Origin of the sequence: Catellatospora sp. NPDC049133 (genome assembly GCF_040648455.1) — a bacterium.
Lineage (GTDB): Bacteria > Actinomycetota > Actinomycetes > Mycobacteriales > Micromonosporaceae > Catellatospora > Catellatospora aurea.
On sequence record NZ_JBEZDT010000015.1, the window covers coordinates 122,598 to 146,664 of the forward strand.

Below are 24,067 nucleotides of genomic sequence, written 5' to 3' on the forward strand. Positions count from 1 at the left end.
GCGGCGACGAGGGTGTTCGGGACATCGGCCGGGCTGAGCCGACGGGGAGGCCGGCTGGCGGGGCGTGACGCGGCGGGCTCCACGCCCTCAGCCGGCCACGCCTCGACGCGGCCGGCACGCATGGAGCGGCAGGCGACCTTCCGGCTTCACGGGGGACCGAGGCGCTGCCGCCGAGGAGCCGGCCGCGAAGCCGGCGCCGGCGTGGAACCGCTCAGGAAGCGACGAAGATCAAGGATGTCTGGTCGTTGAGGGTCTTGCCGACCGTCGCATGGTCGCCGGCCGTGAACAGGCGGCACGCGCCGACCTCGCCCGGCGCGGTGGCGTCGTGCTCGCAGAGCACCGCGCGGCCGCCGTCGGCGAGGGTCAGCGAGCTGATCGCGTCGTTGCCGACCGTGCCGAGATCGGCGGCGGCGAACATTCCCGCGCCGAACGCCCCGGACGAACCGGTCAAACCGCCGTCGGCGTACGCGGTGAGGACCTGGCCGGTCGAGGGGCCCGCCGACACGGCCAGCAGGGAGATCCCGTCGTCGAGGCCCGTCCCGGCCAGCTCGTGCACCCCGGAGCCGAGCAGCGTGCACTCTCCCAGCACGGCCGGCGCGGCCTGGTCGTCGGCGCAGGCCAGCACTCGCTGACCGGCTGCCACGTGCAGTGAGCTGATCGCGTCGTTGCCCACCGTGGCCAGCTGCGCGGCCGAGGCCCGATGGACCCCGGGGCCGAACGACTGTGCGGCTCCGGCGAACCCGGGTTCGCTCGTCGCGGTGACCGCCGGGCCGCCGACCGCGACCAGGGAGACCGCCCCGTCCAGGCCGTCGCCGACCGCCGGGTGCTCGCCGGGTCCGAAGACCTGGCACAGGCCGGGGTTGCCGCTGGCGGTGGCCGTGGAGCGGTCGCTGTCGCAGAGCACGGCCTGGTGGCCGTCGGCCACGGACAGGGACCGGACGGCGTCGAGGCGGTCCAGGTCGCCCGCGGCCGCCTCGTACCGGCCGGGGCCCAGGTGCAGTCTGCCGCCGGACAGCGCGGGCTCGCCGTACACGGTGACCCCCTGGCCGGTCTCCTTCGCGGCGACCACGGTCAGCAGCGAGATCCTGTCGTCGAGGCCGCCGCCGACCCGGTCGTACCAGCCGGCGTCGAAGTAGCGGCAGGAGCCGAGCCCGTCGGCGGCGTCCGCGCTCCGGGCCGCGGTGCGGTCGCAGGCCAGCACGCGGAAGCCCTCGGCCACGCGCAGCGACGACACGGCGTCACCGCCGACCGCGCCCAGGCCGCCGGAGTCGGCGTCGAACACGCCCGCGCCGAACGCCTGCGACGCCCCGCCCAGGTTCGGTTCGGCGTAAGCGACCAGCGGGTACACCGCGTCCGGCACCACCGGCTCCGGCACCCCGGGCACGGGCGCGCCCGCGGCGGCGGTCAGCGGCAGCAGCGCGTACGCCGTGCCCGCGGCGGCCAGCAGCGACCTGCGAATCCACATGTCCAAGCTCCCCGTGTCTCCCGATGTGCGCCCACCACCGGTACCAACTGGCGGCGGGCCCGCCGGTGATGGACGTGACACGATCGGGCGGTCACCGCCGCCGGTTGCGCATGGTCAGCCCGTCCCGGGTGGCGACGACGGTGAGCCGGTCGACGTTCGCGGTCCCAGCGCGACCCGGTCCGGTCGGTGAAGTCGCGTGCCGCGGCCTGTTCCGCCTCGGTCATCAGCACCACGACCTCGGCGCGGTAGCGCTCCGAGAGCTGTTGCGCCAGGCGGTAGGTCAGGTCGTCCGATCCGTTGAGGACGAAGTGGTTCGTGCGGGCTGCGGGCATGCCGGAATGGCTGGCCCATCGCATCGACGGGCGGTGACCTCCCGGGTGGCCGGTCGGTGAACTGGGCGTCGGCGGTCTCAGCGGCGGCGCAACGTCATGAGCATCGCCGGGTACGGCCCGGCGGCGATCTCGGCCGTGGCGTGCTCGGCGGGGATCACGTTGTCCATGCGCAGTTGCAGCGTCGCGCCCGTGGCGTCGATGATGATCCGCCAGCGCCAGCCGCCGCCGTAGTCGGCCTCCAACTCGACGACCCCGCCGTCGCGTACGGTGCCGGGCATCGTCCTGGCCGCGGGCTGCTGGTGCCACGAGTCGCTCCACAGCCCGACCACCGCACCCGGCTCCTCGCCCGCGCCGAGGGCGAGCAGGCCCTGCTGCGGACCGTCGGTCGGGTGCGCCCAGGTGTAAGCGACCGTCGTCATGTGGCCGCCTGCCGCCGTGGTCAGCGTCAGCGTGGCCGGCGACTCGGCGAACGGGTCCTGAGGCATCAGCCGGAAGCCGTTGGCCCCGGTCCAGTCACCGGTCACGTCCGCGAGAATCGTCATTGCCGGATGCTAGCCCGCCGGTGCGTCATCGGCCGGTGACGCGCCTGCGCCGGGCTGCGAGCCGGGGTGTGAGCACGGTGTGAGCGTTCGGGCTAACGTCCACCTCGCAGCCGGTCGGGTGGACTGTGCACCGTGACCGACCTGATTAGCGAGGCGGCGGCATGATCCTGCTGTCCGACCGCCGGATCTCCGCCATCGCCCTCGGCGACACCGGCGAACCCATGATCGACCTGCGGGAGGTGCCGGAGTTGCGGATCGACTCGCGGCTCGCCGATCCCGCTGGAGCGTACGCCCACCTGCGTGAGGGTGTCGCCCAGCGCCTGCTGGACGCGCAGCGGGCCCTGCCGGACGGGCTGCGGCTGCTGGTGATCGAGGCGTACCGGCCGCTGCGCCTGCAGACCGAGTACTTCGAGGGCTACAAGGACGAGCTGCGGGCCGCCCACCCGGGATGGGACGCCGAGCGGCTGCACACCGAGGCGAGCAAGTACGTCTCGCCGCCGGACGTCGCGCCGCACAGCACCGGCGGCACCGTCGACCTGACCGTGTGCACCGAGGACGGCATGGAGCTGGACATGGGCACCGCCGTCAACGCGAGCCCGCTGGCCAGCGCGGACGCCTGCTTCACCGCCTCACCGCACGTATCGGCGACGGCCCGCGAGCACCGCGACGTGCTGTCGCTCGCGCTGTCGGGCGTGGGCATGGTCAACTACCCCACCGAGTGGTGGCACTGGTCCTACGGCGACCGCTACTGGGCCCTGCAGACCCGCGCCGTGCAGACCCGGTACGGCCCGGTCGCCTCGGTCGGAGCGGAACAAGCGGGTCGGGTCCGGGGTTGATCCAGCCGACGACCTTCGCGATCACCGAGGAGTACCCATGACCAGCTCCGCCGACGCCGCCATCGCCGCGCTGCGGTCCGGCCACGACACGCTCGCCGCACACGTGCGCGACCTGCCGGAAGCGGACCTCACCGGCCCGTCGGGCGCGTCCGAGTGGGACGTGTCCCAGGTGCTCAGCCACCTGGGCAGCGGCGCCGAGATCCACCTCGCGACGGTGGAGGCGGCGCTGGCGGGCGAGCCCAACCCCGGCTTCGAGTTCAACAAGGGCGTATGGGCGCGCTGGGACGCGATGGCCCCCGCCGCACGGGCCGAGGGCTTCCTCGCCGCCAACGACGCCCTGCTGGCCAAGTACGAGTCGCTCGACGCGGGCACGCGCGCGGACCTGCGGATCGACATGGGCTTCCTGCCCGCGCCGGTCGATGTGGCCACCGCGGCGAGCCTGCGGCTGAGCGAGTACACCTTCCACTCCTGGGACGTACGGGTCGGCGGCGACCCGCGGGCCGTGCTCGCCGCCGAGGCGGTGCCGCTGCTCACGGGCACGCTCGGCGGCATGTTCGGCTGGCTGGCCAAGTCCGAGGCGCTCGACGGCCGGACGCTGGTCCTGCGCGTCGAGACCACCGGCCCCGACGCGGTGCACGGCCTGCGGCTGGCCGACAAGGTCGAGGTGACCGACGCGCCCGCCGACGCAGACGGCGTGCTCCGCCTGCCCGCCGAGGCCTGGCTGCGCCTGATCGTGGGCCGGCTTTCGCCGCAGCACACCCCGGCCGCCGTACAGACCTCGGGCGAGGCGGACCTGGCGCTGCTCCGCCAGGTGTTCCGGGGCTTCTGAGCACGGTGTCCCGCCCGCGCCGGCTCGGCGCGGGCGGGACGGTATGAGCAGGTTTCGCCTGATCGGTCCCGCCGGAGCTGTGACACTACGGTGGTGACCGGCGTAGACGACCGTGCGGGACTGCTCGAAGGGGTCGACCTGCGCGCGCTGGTGCGCCGATACGAGCCGGTGCTCTGCTTCACGACGGGCGAGATGTTCTTCCCGATGCCCGTGGACACCTACCTGGCCGGAGCGGCGCTGTGGGCCTCGCACCGCACGTCCCGGGGCGCGCCGACGCTGCTGGTCGACCACGGCGAGCTGGACCCCGACCGGCTGGCCGCAACGGCCCGGGAGCATCCCGAGGCCGCGCTGTTCCTGCGTTACGCCCCACGCGGCCTGGGGCATCGTGAGCTGCGGGAATGGCGGCGCAGGCCGGACCGGCCGAAGTTCACCGGGGTGTCCCGGCTGGCTGCGGTCGGGCTGCTCGGCCGGTTCATCGACTCGCTGCTGCGCCTGTCGCTGACGCTGCGCGGCCGGGTCCCGGGCGGGCTCACCGCCGCGGTGCAGCGCCAGTACGCCGCCGCCGGTCCGCAGACCGACGCCTACCACGCCCACGTCAGCTCGGACGGCGGCTACGTCGTCATCCAGTACTGGTTCCTGTACGCGATGAACGACTGGCGGTCCAGTTTCAGCGGCGTCAACGACCACGAGTCCGACTGGGAGCAGCTCACCCTGTACCTGGTGCCGTCGCCGGAGGACGGGTTCGAGCTCGCCTGGGTGGCGCTTTCCTCCCACGACGAGGTCGGCGACGAGCTGCGCCGCCGCCCCGACGACCCCGACCTGACCTGGGTCGAGGGCACGCACCTGGTGGCCAACGCGGGCGCGGGCTCGCACTCGGGCGCGTACCTGCCCGGCGACTACCTGGTGCGGGTGCAGCCGCCCGCGCTGGAGGGCGCACTCAACACGCTGACCCGGGTCAGGGCTGTGCTGTTCCCGTGGACCCGCGGCAAGGTCGCCGAAGGCCTCGGCATCCCGTACGTCGACTACCGCCGCGGCGACGGGACCCGGATCGGCCCCGGCACAGCCCGGCCGTGGACCCCGATCCTGATCGACTCGGCGACACCCTGGGTGCGCGACTACCGCGGCCTGTGGGGTCTGGACACGGCCGACCCGTTCGGCGGCGAGCGCGCCCCCGCCGGTCCCCGCTACGAGCGCAGCGGCGCGATCCGGGCCTCGTGGGGCGACCCGGTCGGCTGGGCCGGGCTGGACAAGGTGCCGCCGACGCCCGCCCGCGCGCTGCGCGCCGGGGCCGACCGGGCCCGCGAACTGGCGGAGACCATCGCCGAGCTCGACGGCCGGATCGCCGACGGCCAGGACGAGCTGCGGCGGATGTCGGCCGGGCTGGAGGTGCTGCCACCGACGGTCACCGCGAGCCGCCGCGGCGGTGACGGCGCGGCCGCCGCCCTGAACGCGCAGGAGCAGTCCGTGGCGCAGCTGCGGGCCCGCCGCCGCGCCGCGGTCAACGAACGGGACCAGCTCCGCGCGGTGGGTGGGGTGCCGCCGCTGCCGCCGCCGCACGCGCACCTGCGCAACCGCGTCGTGCCCGACGTCGCCGCCCCGGCCGGGGCGCTGCTGCGGTTCTGGGCCGGGGCGTCGCTGTCCGTACTGCTGCTCCTGCTCGGGTTCGCGCTGCTGCTGGAGCAGGGTTCGCTGCTGCTGGCGTGCACGCTTGCGGTGCTGGCGGTGATGGCCGTCGAGGCGGTGCTGCGCCGCCGCCTGCTGCTGTTCCTGGCGAGCCTGGCCATCGTCGTCGGGCTGGGCTGGCTGACCTGGCTGCTGGTGACGAACCTGCGGATCGCTTTCGGGGTGCTCGCCGTCGCCGCGGCCGTCGCGATCGGCGTCTCGAACCTGCGCAACCTGTTCAGCCGCCGCTGACCGGCGTTGCCACCGGGCCGGTCCGGCCGTGTCAGGCACGGTGCGACGGTCGGCGAGGTTCTCGGGCGGATGCTACGGGTGGGCTTCGAGCACAGACCGGGCGAGGCCGTCGCGGCTCAGGTCGGCGACCACGCGATCATGGTCTGCCGACCGCGGCTGCCCGCACCTGGATCAGCCCGTGCGTGCCGTCCAGCCGCCAGCCCGGCCCGGCGGCGTCGAGCGCCGCCACGTCCGGTGCGCCGACCAGCACCTCCGACTTCAGCGTACGCAGCGCCGCGACCGCCCCGGGGAAGTACTCCGTCACCGCGTCGAACGGGGTGTGCGCGGGCCAGTGGCGGTCTCCGACGAGGCGGCGGTAGTTCAGGTCGCCCTTGACGATCGTCAGCTTCGCCGCCCGGAACCGCGCGGCCAGGTCGCCGGGCAGGTCGTGATAGCTCAGCGGCTCGCAGTAGAACCCGTCCGTGAGCACCTCCAGCGACCCGTCGTCCAGCGCCGACCACAGCCGTTCCCGCAGCCCCGGGGCCGTCTCGGCCAGCCGTCGCAGGCAGGACAGCAGGTCGTGCAGCATGGCGTCGGAGACGAAGTACGGTTGGGGCTTGAGGTGCAGCTCGACCCGGTCGGCCAGCCCGTTGCGCAGCAGCACGTCGATCAGCACCAGGTCGGGCATGAGTTCGCGCCCGGCGTTGTCGGCGACCAGGCACACCGTGCCGCCGGTGCCCGGCGCGAGCAGCCGCCGCAGCGCCGCGCTGTCGTCGGCGACCAGGTCGGACGCCTGCTTGCGGTGCTCGGCCTCGGGGTTGGACACGCGGGTGGCCAGGTCGGCGCGGTTGCCCCAGAGCGCCGCGTCCACGGCCGCGGTCAGCTGCTCCTCGGCGGGACGACCGGCCAGGTCGGCCAGCGCGGCGAGGTCGGCGTCGAGCGCCGGGTCGGCCAGTTCGGCCGACTTCTGCGGGGTGAACGGGTCCAGCCCGCGCCACGGGCCGGGCCGGAAGTACTCCACAGCTTCCAGCAGCCGCCGGTAGAAGTAGTTCTCGGCCCACAGGAACGGCACGTCGTACCAGGCCATGCCCAGGTAGGGCGCGCTCCAGCGGGCCCAGTCAGCGGCGTCGTGGGCGTCGGCGGGCAGCGGCTCCACGACGCCGGACACGGCGTCCCGCGCCAGCCGCGCCAGGGCCGCACGGATACGCGGCGGATACGGGAACGCCGCCGCGACCTGCTCGATGATCGCCGGATGCCGGTCGTGCAGCACCCGCCAGGTGAACGAGCCGGGCACATCGCTGAGGATCGGCGGCGCGCCGGCAAGCCCTTGGTCAGCCTCGGACACTCGTCTCGCCCCCCGCGTCGCCGTCACCCGATCACGGCGAAGTCTATGCGCCCCCGCCGCCGAGCCAGTCGTCGAGCAGGTGGTGTCGGTCCGGCACGACCTCGTCCGGCTCGCGGCCCTGCGGCCGGCCATGCTTTCGGATCTCGGCGGCCCACCGCACGGCGAGCGCGTCGGCGGCGGCGCGGCTGTGCACGACCTCGTGGTAGTGGTAGCCGGACTGGTCCGCCATGCCCAGGGTGTACGCGACGACCGGCCAGCGGCCGGCGCACCGCCGCCACGGCCAGACGACGACCGTGGCGGCCAGTGCGGGCACCCATTCCAGCGCCTGCCCGACCAGCCGCCCTGGCAGGTCGGGGAACGGCCCCGGCTCGTGAGAGCCGCTGCTCGCCGACCGGGGCCGCCACGCCAGACGGCGACGGCCCACCCGCCACAGCTGCAGCGCCCCGTCAGGATCACGTCCGGTTACCACCATGTGCTCCATCATGGAGCGTCCGGCCAACCGATCCGCCGGGGCCGGTCCGATCAGTCGACCTTCGCCGCGGTGATCGCGTTGCCGCCGCCGAGCTTGCCGCCGCTGACGGTGAACGTCCAGTTACCGGAGCCCAGCGGCAGGCCGGTCACCTTCACGGTCCAGTTGCTGCCGTTCTGGGTGGCCTCGGTCTGGCTGCCGGTCGGCGGGGTCTTGCCGGAGAACATGTTCGCGATCGACGAGCTGGAGAAGCGGGTCATCCGCTGCTTGTTGCCGTCGCCCCAGGCGGCCATGAAGAAGCCGACGTACCCGGCGGCGTCTGTCGGGTACTGGGTGCGGTTGACGAACACGTCGACGACCGCCGTCGGGTGCCCCAGCTGGGTGTCCTCCATGGTCAGCCGGGTGTCGTCGCCGTGCGCGTTGCGGTAGTCGCAGGCGGTGCGCCCGCTGCCGGCGGCCGAGCAGTTGAGCGTGGTCCACTGGCTGTTGGGCTTGCCGTGACCCATGAACTGCGACACCGCTGCCTGCACGGCGTACAGGTCGAGTTTCGACTTGCTGCCCGACGCCCACGCGGCCAGCGCGGCCAGGCCGTAGTCCTTGGCCGTCTTCGGGAAGGTCGGCGCTCCGCTGCCGTTGCCGCCGCCACCGGTCGCCGACGGCTGAGGCGTCGCCGCCGCGGAGCCGGACGGCAGGACGCTCGCACTGGTCCCGGGGCTGTCCGTGATCACGGTGTTGGCGCTGGCGGTGGCCTGCGGCTCGCCTTTCTTCCCGCAGGCGGCGGTGCCCAGCAGGGCGAGGACGAGCACACCGGCGACAGCGACGGCGGTGCGGTGCGGGCGAGCGGGGTTATGGGTACGCGCGACGTCGTCGCCGGGGGCGGCGTGGCGCAGCGGAGAGGCGGTCATGGCGCACACGGTAAGTTGATCGCGCGATCGTGCCTAGGACCCGTCGCAAATCCGACCACCGCCCCGGTGAGGGAGGTCGCGGGCCTTCGTTGTCAAGAAGGGCGCCTGCTACAACGCGGAGCGTTGTGAAGGTGCCCTTCCTCCGTGCCGACCAGGAGCCGCGGTGTCAGGCGTAGGCCTTGGCCTGCAGGGTGAACAGGTCGTGGTAGAGGCCGCCGCGGGCCATCAGCTCGTCGTGGCTGCCCTGCTCGGCGACCGTGCCGTCGCGCAGCACGACGATCAGGTCGGCGGCGCGTACGGTCGAGAAGCGGTGCGAGACGAACAGGGTGATCGCGCCGGAGCCGCGCGCCGCCCGCCGGGCCGCCGTGGCGAAGCGGGTGAACAGGGCGTTCTCGGCGTGGGCATCGAGCGCGGCGGCGGGCTCGTCCAGCGCGAGCAGCAGCGGCCGGGGCCGCATCAGCGACCGGGCGAGGCCGAGCGACTGCCACTGGCCGCCGGACAACTCGGTGCCGTCGGCGTACCCCCTGCCGAGCAGTCCGTCCAGGCCCCCGGCCTGCTCGACGGCGCGCCCGGCGCGGCCTCGGTGGATCGCGGCCCGCAGGGCCACGTCGTCGTCGCGCAGGGGCAGCTCGCCGACGCCGACGTTGTCACGGACGGTCCAGTGCAGCCGCGCGAAGTCCTGGAACAGCATGGCGATCCGCCGATGCCACGACTCGGCGGGGATCCGGGCCAGGTCCGTGCCGTCGACGGTGAGCACGCCGCCGGTCGGGGTGTACAGCCCGCAGAGCAGCTTGACCAGGGTGCTCTTGCCCGCGCCGTTCTCGCCGACGAGCGCGACGGTCGCCCCGGCGGGCAGGGTCAGGTCGACGTCGCGCAGCGTCGGCTCGGCCGCGCCCGGGTAGGCGAAGGTGACGCCGTCCAGGCGGATGCCGTGCCGCAGCCGCCGCGGGGCTGACGCGGTCGCGGACTCCGGCCGGGGTGCGGCGGCGGCCAGTTCGGCGAAGCGGTCGGCGGTGCGAGCGGCGGCGGCGACCGTGGCATGCAGCCCGATCGCCCCGGCCACCTGCACGCTGATCTGCACGGCCAGGGTCACCACCAGGATGACCTCGCCCACGGTCGCGGTGCCGTCCACGGCGCGGCCGAGCACCAGCAGGATCGCCCCGCCGTACGCGAACGCGAACAGCAGCTGCCCGCACCCGCGCAGCAGCGCGGCCCGCCAGTGCGCCGCCCACAGTGTCTCGGTCATGCGGGTCCACGTCTCGGCCTGCCGGGCGAGCAGGAACTCGTCCGCGCCGCACAGCCGGATCTCCTTGACCGCGTCGGCGTCGGCGGCGAGCGTGAGCAGGTGGCTCGACAGCCGCCCGGCTTCGGCGGTGTGCTCGCGGGCGCGTTCGGCGAGTTTCGCGGCGCGGCGGGCGACGAGCACCGGCGGCACCGCGGCCAGCGGCAGCAGGGCGAGCCACGGGTCGACGGCGGCGAGGATGACCGTGGTGATGGCGGCCCGCAGCACCAGCCCGCCCAGGTGCAGCAGCCCTTCCAGGGACTGCCGGGTCTGGGCGGCGTCCTGGGCGGCCAGCGCGAGCGTGTCGGCGAAGCCGGGGTCGTCGAGGTGGGCCACGGTCGGCTGCCCGTTGGCCAGGGTCAGCAGCCGCCGGTCGAGCACGGTGCCGGCCTGCTCACCGACCTCGAAGTAGTACAGGTGCGCGAAGTGCCCCAGCATCAGCTCCACGACCAGCAGCGTCGCGACGCCGACGGCCAGCGCGGTCGCGGGACCGGTCGCCCCGGCGAGCGCCACGTCGGTGAAGTCGCGCAGCAGGAAGCCGATGAACGGGGTCGCCAGGTAGCCGCCGGTGATCAGGCCGACGCCGATGGCGAGTTTGCGCCGGTCGGCGGCCCAGGCCAGGCCGAACACGAAGACGAGCGCGGTGCGCAGGGTCCTCATGCGGCGGCCGCCAGGTCGTCGCGGAACCGGCTGGCCTGCAGCGCGAACATCTCGGCGTAGTGGCCGCCCGCGGCGATCAGCGTGTCGTGGTCGCCGTGTTCGACCACGTGCCCGTCGGAGAGCACCAGGATCTGGTCGGCGCGCCGCACCGTGGAGAAGCGATGCGAGATGATGACGCTGGTCAGGCCCTCGGTCTGGGTGAGGAAGCGGTCGAAGAACTCGACCTCGGCGCGTACGTCGAGGGCGGCGGTGGGTTCGTCGAGCACCAGCAGGCGCGCGCCGCGGTCGACGGCGTGCAGGGCGCGGGCCAGCGCGACGCGCTGCCACTGGCCGCCGGACAGGTCGCGGCCGCCGGTGTAGCGGGCGTGCAGCGGGGTGTCCAGGCCGGCGGGCAGGTCGTGGAGCAGGTCCTGCGCGCCGGCGCGGGCCGCCGCGGCGTGCCAGGCGGCCGGGGTGCCCGTGCCGAGGCCGATGTTCTCGCCTGCGGTCAGTTCGTAGCGGTTGAAGTCCTGGAAGATGACGGCGAGCTGCCGCTGCCACGAGCGGGGGTCGAGGTCGCGCAGGTCGTGGCCGTCGACGGTGACCGCGCCGCGGTCGGGGTCGTAGCAGCGGGTCAGCAGTTTCACCAGGGTGGTCTTGCCGGCCCCGTTGAGGCCGACGATCGCGGTGCACCGCCCGGCGGGGATGGCCAGGTCGAGATCGGTGAACACGCGGCGGCCGCCGGGGTAGGCGAAGCCGACCTGCGCGAACCTGATCTCGTGCTGCGGGGCGGGCGCGGGGGCGGTCCCGGGCAGGGCCACACCGCGTACCGCATGCTCGAAGTTCGTCAGCGCGGCCAGCGCGCGGCCGCCGAACTGGGTCTGCACGTCGGCCTCGGGGAAGTAGACGCCGAACCGGATCGGCACCAGCACCGCCTGCACGGCGACGGCGTAGCCGAGCAGGTCGAGTTGCCCGCTCGCGGTGGCCTGGGCGACCGCGGTCAGCGCCAGGGTCGCGCCGACGAGCCCGGCCAGGGCGAAGCCGAGGAACGGGCGCAGCAGCAGCCGCCGCCGTTTGCTCCAGATCGGATCGAGGTAGCCGCGGTGCTCGGTGTCCAGGCGCGCGGTGAGGAAGCCGAGCAGCCCGAGCACCCGGATCTCCTTGGCCGCGGCGGTGCCGGTGGTCAGCGTGCGGGTGTACGCCAGGCGGCGGCGCTGCGGCGACAGCGCGTCCCACGCCGCCGCGAAGCGGCCCAGCGAGCCGCGCTGCCCGAACCGGATGACCAGCGCGGTCACCGCGACGACGAGGCCGGTGAGCGGGGACAGCACCACGGCGATGAGCACGACCGCCCCGGCGAGCCCGGCGTAGCGGGCCAGCAGCGCGGGCAGCGCCGCGGCGGCCTGGCCGGGTGACGGGCTGGCCCGGTCGATCGCCGTGCGTACGTCGGTGAGCAGGTCCAGCGTGCCGGGGCGTTCCAGGGCCGCGACCGGCGCCTCGGTGTACGCCGCCCGCAGCGCCCGCTGCACGCAGTGCCCGTCGACCCGGCGCGCGACCAGTTCGGCCAGTGCGAGCTGCAGCGGGCCGAGCAACTGCTGCGCGACGAGCGCGGCGAGGGTGAGCCCGACGGCGGCGCCGAGCGCGGGCTCGCCGCGAGCGACCGCGGGCACCTTGGACAGCAGCACCGCCATGCACACCATGAACACGATCGGGGCCAGCCCGAACGCGGTGCTGACGAGCAGCGCGACCGTCACGGGCAGCGGGCCCGCGTGGCGGAGCAGGCGTGCGAGGTCGAGCCAACGGCGCAGTCGGGGCCTCATGGTGACGTCCTCTCGACAGCCGGTAACATCAACAAACTTAACAGTTAAGATACTTAAATGCACGCGTTGATTTCGGCCGCGGTGACCGCGCATCCGCGCCGCCGTCTGGAGGCCGAAGCCCTGGCTGCGAGCCAGCCCGGGCTGGACTTCGAGGTGGTCGAGGACCCGGAGCCCGACGGGCCGCGCAGCGCGCTGCGCACCGCCCGGCTGGCCTGGCGGACCGCCGATCCCGGCTGCACCCACCGGCTGCTGGTGCAGGACGACATGCGCCTCGCGCCCGGCTTCGCCCGGCTGGTGCGGGCGGCGGTGGCGGCGCAGCCCGACCGCATCCTGTGCCTGTTCACCGAGTGGGGTTCGCGCACGTCGCCGGCGGTGCGGCTGGCCGCGCTGGCGGGTGCGGGCTGGGTGCCGCTGCTCGACCCGTACGTGCCGACGACCGCCGTCGTCCTGCCGACCGCGGTCGCGCACGCGCTCGCCGAGTTCCCGGCCGAACCCGGCGAGCCCGACGACGTGCTGCTGCTGCGCTTCGCCCGCGAGCACGGGATGGCGCCGCTGGTCAGCTCCCCGAATCTGGCCGAGCACGAGCAGGGCGACTCGCTGATCGGCAACGACGTGCTGCAGGGCCCGCGCCACGCCGCGCTGTTCGGCGGCCCGCCCGGCGACTGGGCCAGGGTGCTGGTGCCGCCGGTGGTGCCGCACCTGCTGCTGTTCGACGGGGTGGTGGTGTGCCAGGTGCCCGACGGCGACGGCTGGCGGGCGGTGCTCGCCGACGCCTTCCTCGCCCCGTCCGGCCTGACCCTGCCCGACCTGCTCGAGCGGTATGCCGCCGCGGTCGGGGCGTGCGACCCGGCGGGCCGGATGCGCCGGGTCGTGGCGGACTCGCTGCTGCTGCAGCTGTGGCTGGCCGCGTTCTGCTACGGCGTCGCGGCGTATGCGGTGCTGGGCGATGTCGCGGCGGTGGAACGTGCCCTGTGGGCGGTGCGCGGAGCGGCCGCGCTGCGCACGATCGCGCCGGGCGCGCTGCGCCGGTTCGTGCCCGGTCACCGGCTCGCCGGCCTGCCCGCACTGGTCACCCCGCTGCTGCGGCATGCCATATCGGACGGATGTGTACACGCTGGCCAGGCTGGAGATCAGTTCTGGAAGGAATATTTACAGTAAAGGTCAACTGTGCTATCAGTTATATGCCCATGCGTGGATGACCTCCGCCGTGGCCCGTACCGTGCGCCCACCCCGGCGCGCCGTGTCGCCCGGTTCCACCGTAAGACAGGCAGGCGTCGATGGATTCACTGGCATCGCTGGTCGACGAGGAGGTGGGCTGAGTGCAGGTCATCCCGCGTCGTGCCACACCGTCCGGCACCGCGCCGCTGTCCCTGCTGCAGCAGCGGTGGTGGCACCTGTGCACCGCGTACGACGGCGATGCGTCACCGATCGTGCTGATCGCGGACCGCATCACCGCGCCGCTGGACGTGCCCGCGTTCACCGCGGCCGTCGGCGCGCTCGCCGACCGGCACGACGCCCTGCGCACCACGTTCGCCGTCGGCCCCGACGGGCCGCGTCAGGTGATCGCGTCACCCGGCGGCCTGGTGACGGAGCTGCTCGACGTGTCCGGTGAGGCCGACCCGCCCGCGCGGGCGCGGGAGCTGGTCGCGGAACTGGCCAGGGCGCTGCTCGACCTGGCCGGCGGCACGCTGGTGCGCTCCCGGCTGATCCGCCTCGGACCGGCCGACCACGTCTGGTGCCTGGCGGTGCACCACATCCTCGCCGACGGCGAGTCGACCATGATCCTGCAGCGCGAGGCCGTGGCGCTCTACCGGGGCGAAACGCTGCCCGAGCCGTTCATCGGCTACGCCGACTTCGCCACGTGGCAGTGCGCCGACACCACCGGAGACGAGGATCTGGCCTGGTGGGCCGACCGGCTGCGCGGGGTGCCGCCGCTGGAGCTGCCCGCGGATCTGCCCCGGCCGCCGGCCAAGACGCTGCGCGGCGGCCAGATCGACGTGCACGTCGCCGCGCCGGTCGCGGACGCCCTCGACCGCTTCGCCCGGCAGCGCCGGGCCACGCCGTACATGGTGCTGGTCACCGCGCTGCTGGTGGTGCTCGCGCGGCGTTCGGGGCAGACCGACCTGTGCGTGGGCATGCCGGTGTCCGGCCGCCTGCTGGAGGAGACCGAGCGCACGGTGGGCCTGTTCGCCAACACGATCGCGCTGCGCGTCGACCTGTCCGGCGAGCCGGATCTCGGCGAGCTGCTGGGCCGGGTCCGCGCCGCGACCATCGACGGGCTGGCCCGCCAGTCGGTGCCGTTCGGGCAGGTCGTCGCCGCCGTCGATCCGGACGCCGACCGCTCCCGCACCCCGGTCTTCCAGGTGACGGCGGCGCTGCACACGCATACCGCCGGCGGGGCGGTCGATCCGCACTGGCGGCCGTTCGCCCAGGCCGCCCCGCAGATCCTGCACGACCTGGGGATCGATGCCTGGCGCGAGCCCGACGGGCTGGAGCTGACGCTGCGCTACGACACCGCGCTGTTCACCGCGGACACCGCCGCGGCGATGGCCGACGAGGTCGTCGCGCTGCTGCGGGCCATGCCCGACGACGCCGGACTCCCGGTCTTCGCAGTGGCGGCGCGGCATGGGTAACCACATCGCGTTCTTCAACATCCCGGCGCTCGGGCACCTGTTCCCGACCCTGGGCGTGGTCGCCGAGCTGGTGCGGCGCGGGCACCGGGTCAGCTACGCCGCCCCCGCCGACCGGGCCGCGTACGTGGCGGCGGCGGGGGCGCGGGTGATCCCGTACACCTCGACCCGGCCCGGCGACACCGATCCGCAGGCGCGCACTCCGGCCCGCGCCGAGCACATCGGACGCAGCCTGCTCAACTTCCTCGCCGAGACCGAGCACACCCTGCCGCAGTTGGAGCCCGCCCTGCTGGCCGACCCGCCGGACCTGGTGCTGTTCGACCGGATGGCGTTCGCCGGGCACGTGTTCGCCCACTCCCACGGCATCCCCGCGATCCAGCTCTGGCCGATGATCGTCTCGGCGGGCCCGTGGTCGCTCAACGAGGCGGTCCCGGTCGACTTCACCCATCCCACGCTGGCCGAATACCACCTGCGTCTGGAGCGTTTCCTCGCCGAGCGCGGCCTGACCGGGCTGCCCGCGGACGAGTTCCTCGCCCCGCGGGTGGTGCGCCACCTGGCCTTCCTGCCGAGGGCGTTCCAGTACGCGGGCGAGGCGTTCGGCGAGGAGTTCGGTTTCGTCGGGCCGTGCACGACCTCGCGCGCCGGTGACGTGCCCTGGTCGCCGCCGGCCGACGGCGCGCCGGTGGCGCTGGTGTCGCTGGGCACGCTCAACAACCACTGGCCCGACTTCTACCGCCTGGTGTTCGACGCTTTCGCGGGCACGCCCTGGCACGTGGTGCTCGCCGTGGGCCGCCGCCTCGACCCGCGCTCGCTGGGCACGCCGCCGCCGAACGTGCAGGTCATGCCGGTGGTGCCGCAGCTATCGGTGCTGGCGCACGCGCGGGTGTTCATCTCCCACGGCGGGCTGGGCGGGGTGATGGAGGGCGTGCAGGCCGGCGTCCCGCACATCGCCGTGGCCCGGACCCTGGAGCAGGACCTCAACGCCGCCCGCATCGTCGACACCGGCATCGGCGCCTCACTGGACCTGGCCGGGCTCACCCCGGCCGGCCTGCGCGAGGCGGCACGCCGGGTGGCCGCGGACCCCCGCGTCGCGGCGGGCGTCGCCGCTATGCGGGCCGAGGTGCTGGCCGCGGGCGGTGCGGCCCGTGCCGCGGACATCGTCGAGTCGTGCCTGCGGGAGCCCGCCCAGCGCGGCGCCGCGGGCGTCAGGACCCTGGCCCCTCAGGGATAGGCGGCGGGTCGCCCGGCGCCCCCCGGGCGGCCCGTCGCCTAGATGCCATCGATAGATGGGGCCATTTAAATCATCCGAACCGGCAGCCTTGATCACAGCTTTGTACCTAAGAAACTTAACTGTTTATTGGCATCGTGGTCGCGTCGGCGGGACAGCCCGCCACATCCCCCTCGGGAATCGACGGAGGTTCCACAAGTGATCACAGAATCGACGCGCGGCGTATCGCGTGCCGGGACGGGCCGGGTCCGCCGGCGCGTCGCCGCCGGCCTCGCCGGCCTCGGCCTGCTCGCGACCACCCTGGTCGCGGGGGCCGGCCCGGCTTCCGGCAGCCTGCCCGGCCGCTGGGTGGGGACCTGGGGGACCGCACTCACCGCGCCGAGCCTGGCCAACACCGGCAGCTCGCTCAACGGCTTCACCGACCAGTCGATCCGCCAGCTCGTGCGGGTCTCCCTGGGCGGCGAGAAGGTGCGCCTGCGGATCACCAACGCGTACGGCACCGGCCCGCTGACCATCGGCCACGCCAGCGTCGGCCTGCCCGCCACCCCGGGCTCGCCGACCCTGCAGCCCGGCAGCATCCGCGAGGTCACCTTCAACGGCAGCGAGTCCGCGACCGTCTACAAGGGCGCGGAGCTGCTGACCGACCCGATCGACCTGCCGGTGTCCGCGACCGGGGAACTCGCGGTCACGCTCTACCTGCCGACCGCGACCGGCGCGACGTCCTGGCACTGGACCGCCCGCCAGACCTCGTACGTCTACGCGGGCGACAAGGCCGAGACCGCCGACGGCACCGGCCAGACCGCGGCCTACAACCACTTCTACTACCTGGCCGGGATCGAGGTCCTGACGAAGACCGGCCTGGGCACGGTCGTCGTGCTCGGCGACTCGATCAGCGACGGCTCGGGCTCGACCCTGGGCGCGAACACCCGCTGGCCCGACTACCTCGCCGGGCGCATCACCGGCACCTGGCCCGCGCTGGCCGACCCCGGCGTGCTCAACGTCAGCCTCGCCGGAAACCAGGTCACCCGCGACGGCCTGGCCATCAACTCCCCGGCCCTGGGCGACAGCGCCCTGGCCCGCCTCGACGACGACGTGTTCAGCCAGCCCGGCGTACGCACCGTCATCGTGGAACTCGGCATCAACGACGTGCACCTGTCCGGCTTCCCGGCCGCTCAGATCATCGACGGGCTGCGCCAGCTCACCCTGCAGGCCAAGGACCGCGGCCTGCGGGTGGTCGTCGCCACGCTCGGGCCGTTCGAGGGCTACTCGACCTGGACGCCGGAGAAGGAGGCCGTCCGCCAGGCCGTGAACACGTGGCTGCGGGCTGACAACGGCTTCGACGGGCTGCTCGACTTCGACCAGATCCTGCGCGACCCGGCGGCGCCCAGCAAGGTCCTGCCCGCGTACGACAGCGGCGACCACATCCACCCCAACGACACCGGCGCGCAGGCGCTCGCCGCGGCCGTACCGCTCTGGCTGCTGTGATCCGATGAGGCCCCGCACCCTCCCCGAACTGCTGGCCGCCCTCGCGGCGGCGCGACCCGGACACGTCGCGCTGCGACTGGCGGCAGGGGAGGGCGCGGGGCAGCCGGCACTGACCGCGGCGGCGTGGCACGCCCGCGCCACCGCGGTCGGGCACGGGCTGCTCGGCAGGGGCGTCGCGCCCGGCGACCGGGTGGGCCTGGTGTTCGAGGGCACGGACTGGCTCGACTTCGCGGTCGCGTACGCGGCCGTCACCGGCGTCGGCGCGGTCGCCGTGCCCCTGTCGGCGACGTCGCCGGAGGCCCGGCTGCGGGAGCTGCTCGACCATGCAGGGGCCCGGGTCGTCGTCGGCGCGGGCGGCTGGGCACTGTCCGAGCTGGACTCGGGTGACCGGACATCGCCGCCGGTCACCGTCGAACCGGGACAGACCGCGCAGATCGTCTACACCTCCGGCACCACCGGCACGCCCAAAGGTGTCGCCGCGAGCCACGCCAGCCTCACCCACGGGCTCGAACCTGCGCGACCGCCGCTGGCGCACTCGCGGCACGCGCTGCACGCGTTCCCGATCGGCACCAACGCCGCGCAGACGATGCTGGTCACCGCGCTGGTCGCGCGGCCCACCGTGGTCACCGTCCCGGCCTTCGACCCGTGGGTGTACGCCCGGACGGCGCAGCACCTGGGCGTCGGCACCCTGTTCCTGGTGCCCGCGATGGCGAGCGCGCTGCTGGAGGCGGGTGTGTTCGCCGAGTGCGACCTCGACGCGGTGCAGCTGGTGTCGTGCACCGCCGCGGCTCTTCCTCCCGCAGTTGCGCGAGCGCTTGCCGAAGCGCTGCCGGAGGCCGTGATCGTCAACAACTACACGTCCACCGAGGCCGCTCCGGCACATACCAGCATGGTGTTCGATCCCGAGCGGCCCGCCTCGGTCGGGCGCGCCGAGGGCGGGGCGGAGCTGCGCATCCTCACCGCGGACGGCGGCGTCGCCGGGCCGGGGCAGACCGGTGAGGTGTGGCTGCGCGCGGGCGACGCCGTGCGGGCGTACCACGGTGATCCCGGCGCGAGCGCCGCGGTGTTCCGCGACGGCTGGGTGCGCATGGGCGACCTCGGCTACCGCGACGCCGACGGCTACCTGTTCCTCGTCGACCGCGAATCGGACCTGGTCAACGCGGGTGCGTACCGGGTCTCCACGCTGCGGGTCGAGGCGGCGCTGCACGAGCACCCGGCGGTGTCCGGCGCGGCCGTGCTCGGGCTGCCGCATCCGGTGATGGGCGCGACGGTCGCCGCGGCCGTCGAGTTGCGCGACCCGTCGGCGCTGGCCGAGCTGCGGGCGTTCCTGGCCGAGCGGCTCGCGCCGTACGAGCTGCCGAACCGGATCGTCGCCGTGGCCGCACTGCCGCGCAACGACGGCGGCAAGGTGCGCAAGGCGGCGTTGCGGGAGGTGTTCGCGTCGGCCCCGGCGCGGGTCGCCCCCCGCACGGCGGCCGAGATCGCGCTCGCCGGACTGTGGCGCGAGGTGCTGCGGGTGCCCGAGGTCGGCGTCGGCGACGACTTCTTCGCCCTCGGCGGCGACTCGATGCGCGCCACCCACCTGGCCGCCCTGGCCGCCACCCAATTCGGCCGCGAGGTGCCCGTCTCCCTCATCTTCGACACCCCGCTGCTCGCCGACCAGGCCGACCGGTTCACCGCCGCGCCCGCCACCGCCGAGCAGCCGGCGCAGGCGTTGTCACCGGCTCCGGCTCCGGCTCCGGCTCCGGCTCCGGCTCCGGCAGAGGATGATCGCCGTTTGTGGACGGAAAGTGCGGTCGGACCACAGGTTTCGTCCCGAAACGGCGATCACCGCCCGGCGGCCGAGTGGCGCTCGTCCGCCGGGGGCGAGGACGGCGGGGTGGCGGCCGGGGAGATGCCGTTGGCATCCACTCAGGAGAGCATGCTGGCCTGGATGTGGGCGACCGGGGAGCCGCGGGACGTCGGGCCGATCAGCGTCGGCGTCCGGGTGTACGACCAACTCGATCCGGTGCTGCTGGAACGGGCGCTGACCGCGGTCGCTGACCGGAACGAGGCGCTGCGCACCGTGTTCGACCGGGACCCGGCCGGGCGGCACCGGGCGCGGGTGCTCGACCACTGCCCGCCCGTGGTGACCGCCGTCGCGGCCCGCGACCTCGACCACGCCGGGCAGCTGTGCCGGGCCGACCGCGAAGGCGGTTTCGACACGAAACGCGGGCCGTTGGTGCGGGCGATGGTCGCCACCGTCGGCCCCGACGACCACGTGCTCGGGCTGGCCGTGCACCACCTGGTCTGCGACGGCGCGTCGATGGGGCCGCTGCTGCACGAGATCGGCGCCGCCTATGCGGCACAACGCAGCGGCAATCCGCTGCCGGGGACGCCCGCGCGCGGCGGTGCCGGACCGGCGGCCGCGACGCCGCTGCGTGACTTCGTGGCGTACACCCGGCAGCGCTGGCAGACGACCGTGCCGCACTGGCGGCGGGTGCTCGACGGCGCGCCCGCCCACCTGGAGCCGTTCCGAGGCCGCCGGGAGGCGGTCCGGCTGCGCAGCGCCGCGCTGGAGTTCCCGCTGCCCGGCCCGCTCGGCGACGGGCTGCGCCGGGCCGCAGCCGCCCAGGGCGCGACCCCGTTCATGCTGATCGCGTCGTGCTGGGCGGCGGCCCTGTCCGAACGCACCGGCACCCACGACATCCTGCTGATGTCCCCGGTGCCCGGCCGCACCCGGCCCGGCAGCGAGACGCTGATCGGCTGCCTGAGCCAGTCCCTGCTGCTGCGCGTGGACACCTCCGGCGCGCCGTCCACCACCGAACTGCTGGCCCGGACCCGGCGCACCGTGCTGGACGCGCTGGACCACCAGCACTACCCGTTCGCCGAGTTCTACCTGCGGCACACCGGCGCGGCCTGGCTGCGCGTGGAGACCTGGGGCGGCCAGGCGCACCTGCCGGGCCTGGAGTCCGAGACGTTCGAGCTGCCCCGGGCCCTGGACGCGGACTGGCCCACGCCCGGCGGCCTGCCCGACCTGCAGGCGCCCGAACTGGCCGTGGTCGAGCACCCGGACGGCCGGCTGGTCGCGCACCTGCTCTGGAACCACCACGCCTTCGACCGGTCCGAGATGGACACGCTCGCCGGGCGGGTCACCGAGCTGTTCGAGCACGCGGCGCGCGAGCTCGCCCCCGCACCACCGCAGGAGGTTCCGCGATGAGCACCGCCACCCCGGCCCAGCACGGCATGTGGCTGACCGAGCGCCTCGGGCTGGCCGCCACGGCGTACCACATGCCGCTGCCGGTATGGCTCGACGGCCCGCTCGACCCGGCCCGGCTGGCGGACGCGGTCGCGGCGGCGGTCGCCCGCCACCCGGTGCTGTCGTGCGCGTTCATCGAGGACGACGGCGAGCTGCGCGTGGTCCCGGCGGCCCGGACACCGTCGCTGCAGGTGGGAGCGGCTCCGGACGACCTGGCGGTGTTCGTCCGCGAACACACGCTCGCACCGTTCGACCTGGCCGCCGGACCGCTCATCCGCTTCGACCTGGTGCCCGCGGGACCCGACCGGCACCTGCTCCTGATCGTCGCCCACCACCTGGTCTTCGACGGCGAGTCCAAGGAGATCCTCCTCACCGACCTCGCCACCGGATACTCCGCCCCCACCCCACCGACCTCCCCCGGCGCGGCTCACGCCGCAGCGGGCCCTGCAGTTTCCGAGAAACTGCACGAATCCGGTGCGGGATTGCCGCAGTTTCCTCGAAAGTCGAGGAATCCGGCGGGGCACGACTCCCGGCGGACAGGGGTCGGAGCGGCGAGGTCGGCCAAGGAGGTGCCGGCGCGGGCGGGCGAGCACTGGTCGGGGTACCGCGCACCGGGTGAGCCCAGCCTGCCGGGGTTGCGGGGGACCACCGCGCCCGGTGCGACAGCCGGGGTGCTGGTGCCGTTCACCCTGGACGCGGCGGCGATCCGCGCGGCCGCCGGGGAGCTGGGCGCGACGACGTTCGAGGTGGTGCTCGCCGGCCTGCTCACGCTGCTCGACCGGTACGGCGACCCGGCTCCCGTCGTCGGCGTCGACCTCGGCACCCGCCCCACCGATGGACATGACAGGGTGGGGCTGCACGTCAACGAGCTGCCCGTCGGCCTGGCCGCGACCGATCCCGCCGCGGCACGGGTCACCGTGCGGGAACGCGTCGCGCACGTGCGGCGGCTGCTGCGGGACATCTATGCCGTGCGCGCCGTGCCCCTGTCCCGGGCCGTGTCCGGGCTGGCCCCGCGAGCCGCGCTCACCCCGGTGTCGATCAGCTACCGCCGCCGCGTCCGGCCCACGCCGGAGTTCGCCGGGCTCGGCGTGCGGGTCGAGTGGACGGCGTTCCACCACGCCGCCCGCAACGCCCTGCACGTCCAGCTGCTCGACGACCCCGCCGCCGTGGACCTGCCCGTGCTGCTGCACGTCGACCCGGCCCGCCTGGACCCCGGTGACGCCGCCCGCATCGGGACGCACCTGCGTCTGCTGCTCGACGGCTTCGCCCGCCGACCCGACGCGCCCCTGCGCGACCTCGACCTCCTCGATCCGTCCGAACACGAGCTGCTCGCCGGCTGGAACGCCACCGCTCGGCCCGTTCCCGGCCCGCCGACCCTGCACGAACTCGTCGACGCGCGGATCGTGGCGCAGCCCGACGCCGTCGCGGTGGTCGCCGCCGACAGCGCCATGACCTACGCGCAGCTCGACGCCGAGGCCGGGGCGGTGGCGGCACAGCTGCGGGAACGCGGCATCGGCTCCGGCGACCTCGTCGGGGTGTGCCTGCCCCGCACGTCGCGGCTGCTGCCCGCGCTGCTCGGCGTGCTGCGCACCGGCGCGGCCTATCTGCCGCTGGACCCGGAGCACCCGGTGGCCCGCCGCGACGCCCTGCTCGCCGACGCCTGCCCGGCCGCGCTGCTGGTCGCCGACGGCGACGGCGCGACGGTGCTCGGCGAGGCCACACCGGCGGCCGTCATCGGCGAAGAGCCGACCCTGCTGGGCGAGACCATGCCGCCGACCGCCGACGAGGGCAGGGGGACCGAGTCCGGTGCGGGGACATCACCGGTCGCGACCGGTGACCCGGCCGTGGCACGGCGGCACGAACCCGGGCTCTGCTACGTCATCTACACCTCCGGTTCGACCGGCCGGCCCAAGGGTGTGGCCGTCGAGCACCCGAGCGTGGTCAACCTGCTGCACGCGCTGCCCGAGGTGGTGCCGACCGGGCCGGGGGACGTCTGGCTGGCCGTCGCGTCGGCGGCGTTCGACATGTCGGTGCCGGAGCTGTGGTTGCCGCTGGTCACCGGCGGCACGGTCGTGCTGGCCACGGCCGAGCAGGCCCGCGACGGTGAACTGCTGCTCAAGCTGCTGCGGCTGACCGGGGTCACCCACGCCCACCTGACCCCGTCGACGTGGCGGCGGCTGGTCGACGCCGGGTTCGCCGAGCGCGGCGTCGTCGCGGTGTGCGGTGCCGAGGCGCTGCCCGCGCCGCTCGCCGCCGAGCTGCGGGCGCGGACGAAGCGCCTGGTCAACCTGTACGGCCCGACCGAGACGACGGTGTGGTCGACGGCCGCGGACCTGACCGGGGACGGCCCGGTGACCATCGGCCGCCCGCTGGCCAACACGACGGCGTACGTGCTCGACGCCGGGCTACGCCCGCTGCCGTACGGCGTGGTGGGGGAGCTGTGCCTGGGCGGGGCCGGGGTCGCCCGGGGTTACCTGAACCGTCCCGAGATGACCGCGGCGCGGTTCGTCGACACGGCCTGGGGGCGGCTGTACCGCACCGGCGACCGGGTGCGCCGGCTGCCCGACGGGTCGCTGGAGTTCCACGGCCGCGCCGACGACCAGCTGAAGGTGCGTGGGCACCGGATCGAGCCGGGCGAGGTCGAGGCGCACCTGCGGGCGGCGGAGTCGGTCGTGGACGCGGCGGTGACGGTGTCGCCGGACGGCGACGCGCTGGTGGCGTACCTGGTCGGCGCGCCCGATCCGGCCCGGCTGCGCGAGCGGCTGGCGGCGGGGCTGCCCGGATACCTGGTGCCGTCGGTGTTCACGCTGGTCGAGCAGCTGCCGCGCAACGCCAACGGCAAGCTCGACCGGGCCGCGCTGGCCGGGCTCGCGGGTGCGCCGCTGGTGCCGCAGACCTCGGCCCGGCCCTACACGGGGCTGGCGCTGCAGGTGTACGAGATCTGGCGGGAGGTGCTCGGGCACGGCGAGATCGGGCCCGACGACGACCTGTTCGACCTCGGCGGGCACTCGCTCACCGTCACGAAGATCGCGGCCAGGCTGCGCCGACGCCTGGGCGTGGACCTGCCGCTGCACGTCTTCTTCGACACCCCCACCATCAACGGCATCGTCGCCGCCGCGGACCGGTGACGGG

Annotated in this window: 16 protein-coding genes; 9 read left to right on the forward strand and 7 right to left on the reverse strand. The window is 74.5% G+C overall.

Features of this window, described 5'->3' with window-relative positions:
• Positions 1-211: 211 nt before the first annotated feature.
• Entirely contained in the window at positions 212-1,465 is a 1,254-nt protein-coding gene (locus AB0B35_RS19055) for a hypothetical protein (RefSeq protein WP_361046956.1), read from the reverse strand.
• Between the two features lie 409 nt (positions 1,466-1,874).
• Entirely contained in the window at positions 1,875-2,339 is a 465-nt protein-coding gene (locus AB0B35_RS19060) for a hypothetical protein (RefSeq protein ID WP_361046958.1), read from the reverse strand.
• Between the two features lie 161 nt (positions 2,340-2,500).
• Here AB0B35_RS19060 and AB0B35_RS19065 point away from each other — a divergent pair, with 161 nt between their 5' ends.
• From AB0B35_RS19065 to AB0B35_RS19075, 3 genes are all read left to right on the forward strand, one after another.
• Positions 2,501-3,175 carry a M15 family metallopeptidase gene (locus AB0B35_RS19065; RefSeq protein ID WP_361046961.1) on the forward strand — a complete coding sequence of 225 codons (675 nt, stop codon included), beginning with the start codon at positions 2,501-2,503 and terminating at the stop codon, positions 3,173-3,175.
• Between the two features lie 37 nt (positions 3,176-3,212).
• Positions 3,213-4,004 carry a maleylpyruvate isomerase family mycothiol-dependent enzyme gene (locus AB0B35_RS19070; protein WP_361046964.1) on the forward strand — a complete coding sequence of 264 codons (792 nt, stop codon included), beginning with the start codon at positions 3,213-3,215 and terminating at the stop codon, positions 4,002-4,004.
• A gap of 93 nt (positions 4,005-4,097) precedes the next feature.
• Positions 4,098-5,918, forward strand: coding sequence for a hypothetical protein (locus AB0B35_RS19075; protein WP_361046967.1), 1,821 nt, complete (start codon positions 4,098-4,100; stop codon positions 5,916-5,918).
• 136 nt (positions 5,919-6,054) lie between these two features.
• Here AB0B35_RS19075 and AB0B35_RS19080 read toward each other — a convergent pair whose 3' ends face one another.
• From AB0B35_RS19080 to AB0B35_RS19100, 5 genes are all read right to left on the reverse strand, one after another.
• Positions 6,055-7,242, reverse strand: coding sequence for a damage-control phosphatase ARMT1 family protein (locus AB0B35_RS19080; RefSeq protein ID WP_361046970.1), 1,188 nt, complete (start codon positions 7,240-7,242; stop codon positions 6,055-6,057).
• 43 nt (positions 7,243-7,285) lie between these two features.
• Positions 7,286-7,714, reverse strand: coding sequence for a hypothetical protein (locus AB0B35_RS19085; protein ID WP_361046973.1), 429 nt, complete (start codon positions 7,712-7,714; stop codon positions 7,286-7,288).
• 50 nt (positions 7,715-7,764) lie between these two features.
• Positions 7,765-8,616, reverse strand: coding sequence for a hypothetical protein (locus tag AB0B35_RS19090; RefSeq protein ID WP_361046976.1), 852 nt, complete (start codon positions 8,614-8,616; stop codon positions 7,765-7,767).
• Positions 8,617-8,782: 166 nt separating this feature from the next.
• Entirely contained in the window at positions 8,783-10,558 is a 1,776-nt protein-coding gene (locus tag AB0B35_RS19095) for an ABC transporter ATP-binding protein (protein WP_361046978.1), read from the reverse strand.
• Complete coding sequence (locus tag AB0B35_RS19100; RefSeq protein WP_361046981.1) at positions 10,555-12,354, reverse strand: ABC transporter ATP-binding protein; 1,800 nt, start codon at positions 12,352-12,354, stop codon at positions 10,555-10,557. Before AB0B35_RS19100 ends, AB0B35_RS19095 begins: the two co-directional genes overlap by 4 nt.
• A gap of 57 nt (positions 12,355-12,411) precedes the next feature.
• Between AB0B35_RS19100 and AB0B35_RS19105 the strand changes: the two genes are divergently transcribed.
• The 6 genes from AB0B35_RS19105 to AB0B35_RS19130 all read left to right on the forward strand — a co-directional run bounded on the left by AB0B35_RS19105 (position 12,412) and on the right by AB0B35_RS19130 (position 24,063).
• Positions 12,412-13,512, forward strand: a complete 1,101-nt coding sequence (locus AB0B35_RS19105; RefSeq protein WP_361046984.1) for a hypothetical protein — start codon at positions 12,412-12,414, stop codon at positions 13,510-13,512.
• A 161-nt stretch (positions 13,513-13,673) separates the two neighbouring features.
• Positions 13,674-14,987, forward strand: a complete 1,314-nt coding sequence (locus tag AB0B35_RS19110; protein WP_360532407.1) for a condensation domain-containing protein — start codon at positions 13,674-13,676, stop codon at positions 14,985-14,987.
• A complete protein-coding gene (locus tag AB0B35_RS19115) occupies positions 14,980-16,215 on the forward strand; it encodes a macrolide family glycosyltransferase (protein ID WP_360532404.1) in 1,236 nt (411 codons plus the stop codon). Before AB0B35_RS19110 ends, AB0B35_RS19115 begins: the two co-directional genes overlap by 8 nt.
• A gap of 195 nt (positions 16,216-16,410) precedes the next feature.
• Positions 16,411-17,697 carry an SGNH/GDSL hydrolase family protein gene (locus AB0B35_RS19120; protein ID WP_361046987.1) on the forward strand — a complete coding sequence of 429 codons (1,287 nt, stop codon included), beginning with the start codon at positions 16,411-16,413 and terminating at the stop codon, positions 17,695-17,697.
• Positions 17,698-17,701: 4 nt separating this feature from the next.
• Positions 17,702-20,896, forward strand: coding sequence for an AMP-binding protein (locus tag AB0B35_RS19125; protein WP_361046989.1), 3,195 nt, complete (start codon positions 17,702-17,704; stop codon positions 20,894-20,896).
• Positions 20,893-24,063: an amino acid adenylation domain-containing protein gene (locus AB0B35_RS19130; protein WP_361046992.1), complete on the forward strand. Its 3,171-nt coding sequence runs from the start codon at positions 20,893-20,895 to the stop codon at positions 24,061-24,063. The genes AB0B35_RS19125 and AB0B35_RS19130 overlap by 4 nt, the downstream gene beginning before the upstream one ends.
• Positions 24,064-24,067 lie beyond the last annotated feature (4 nt).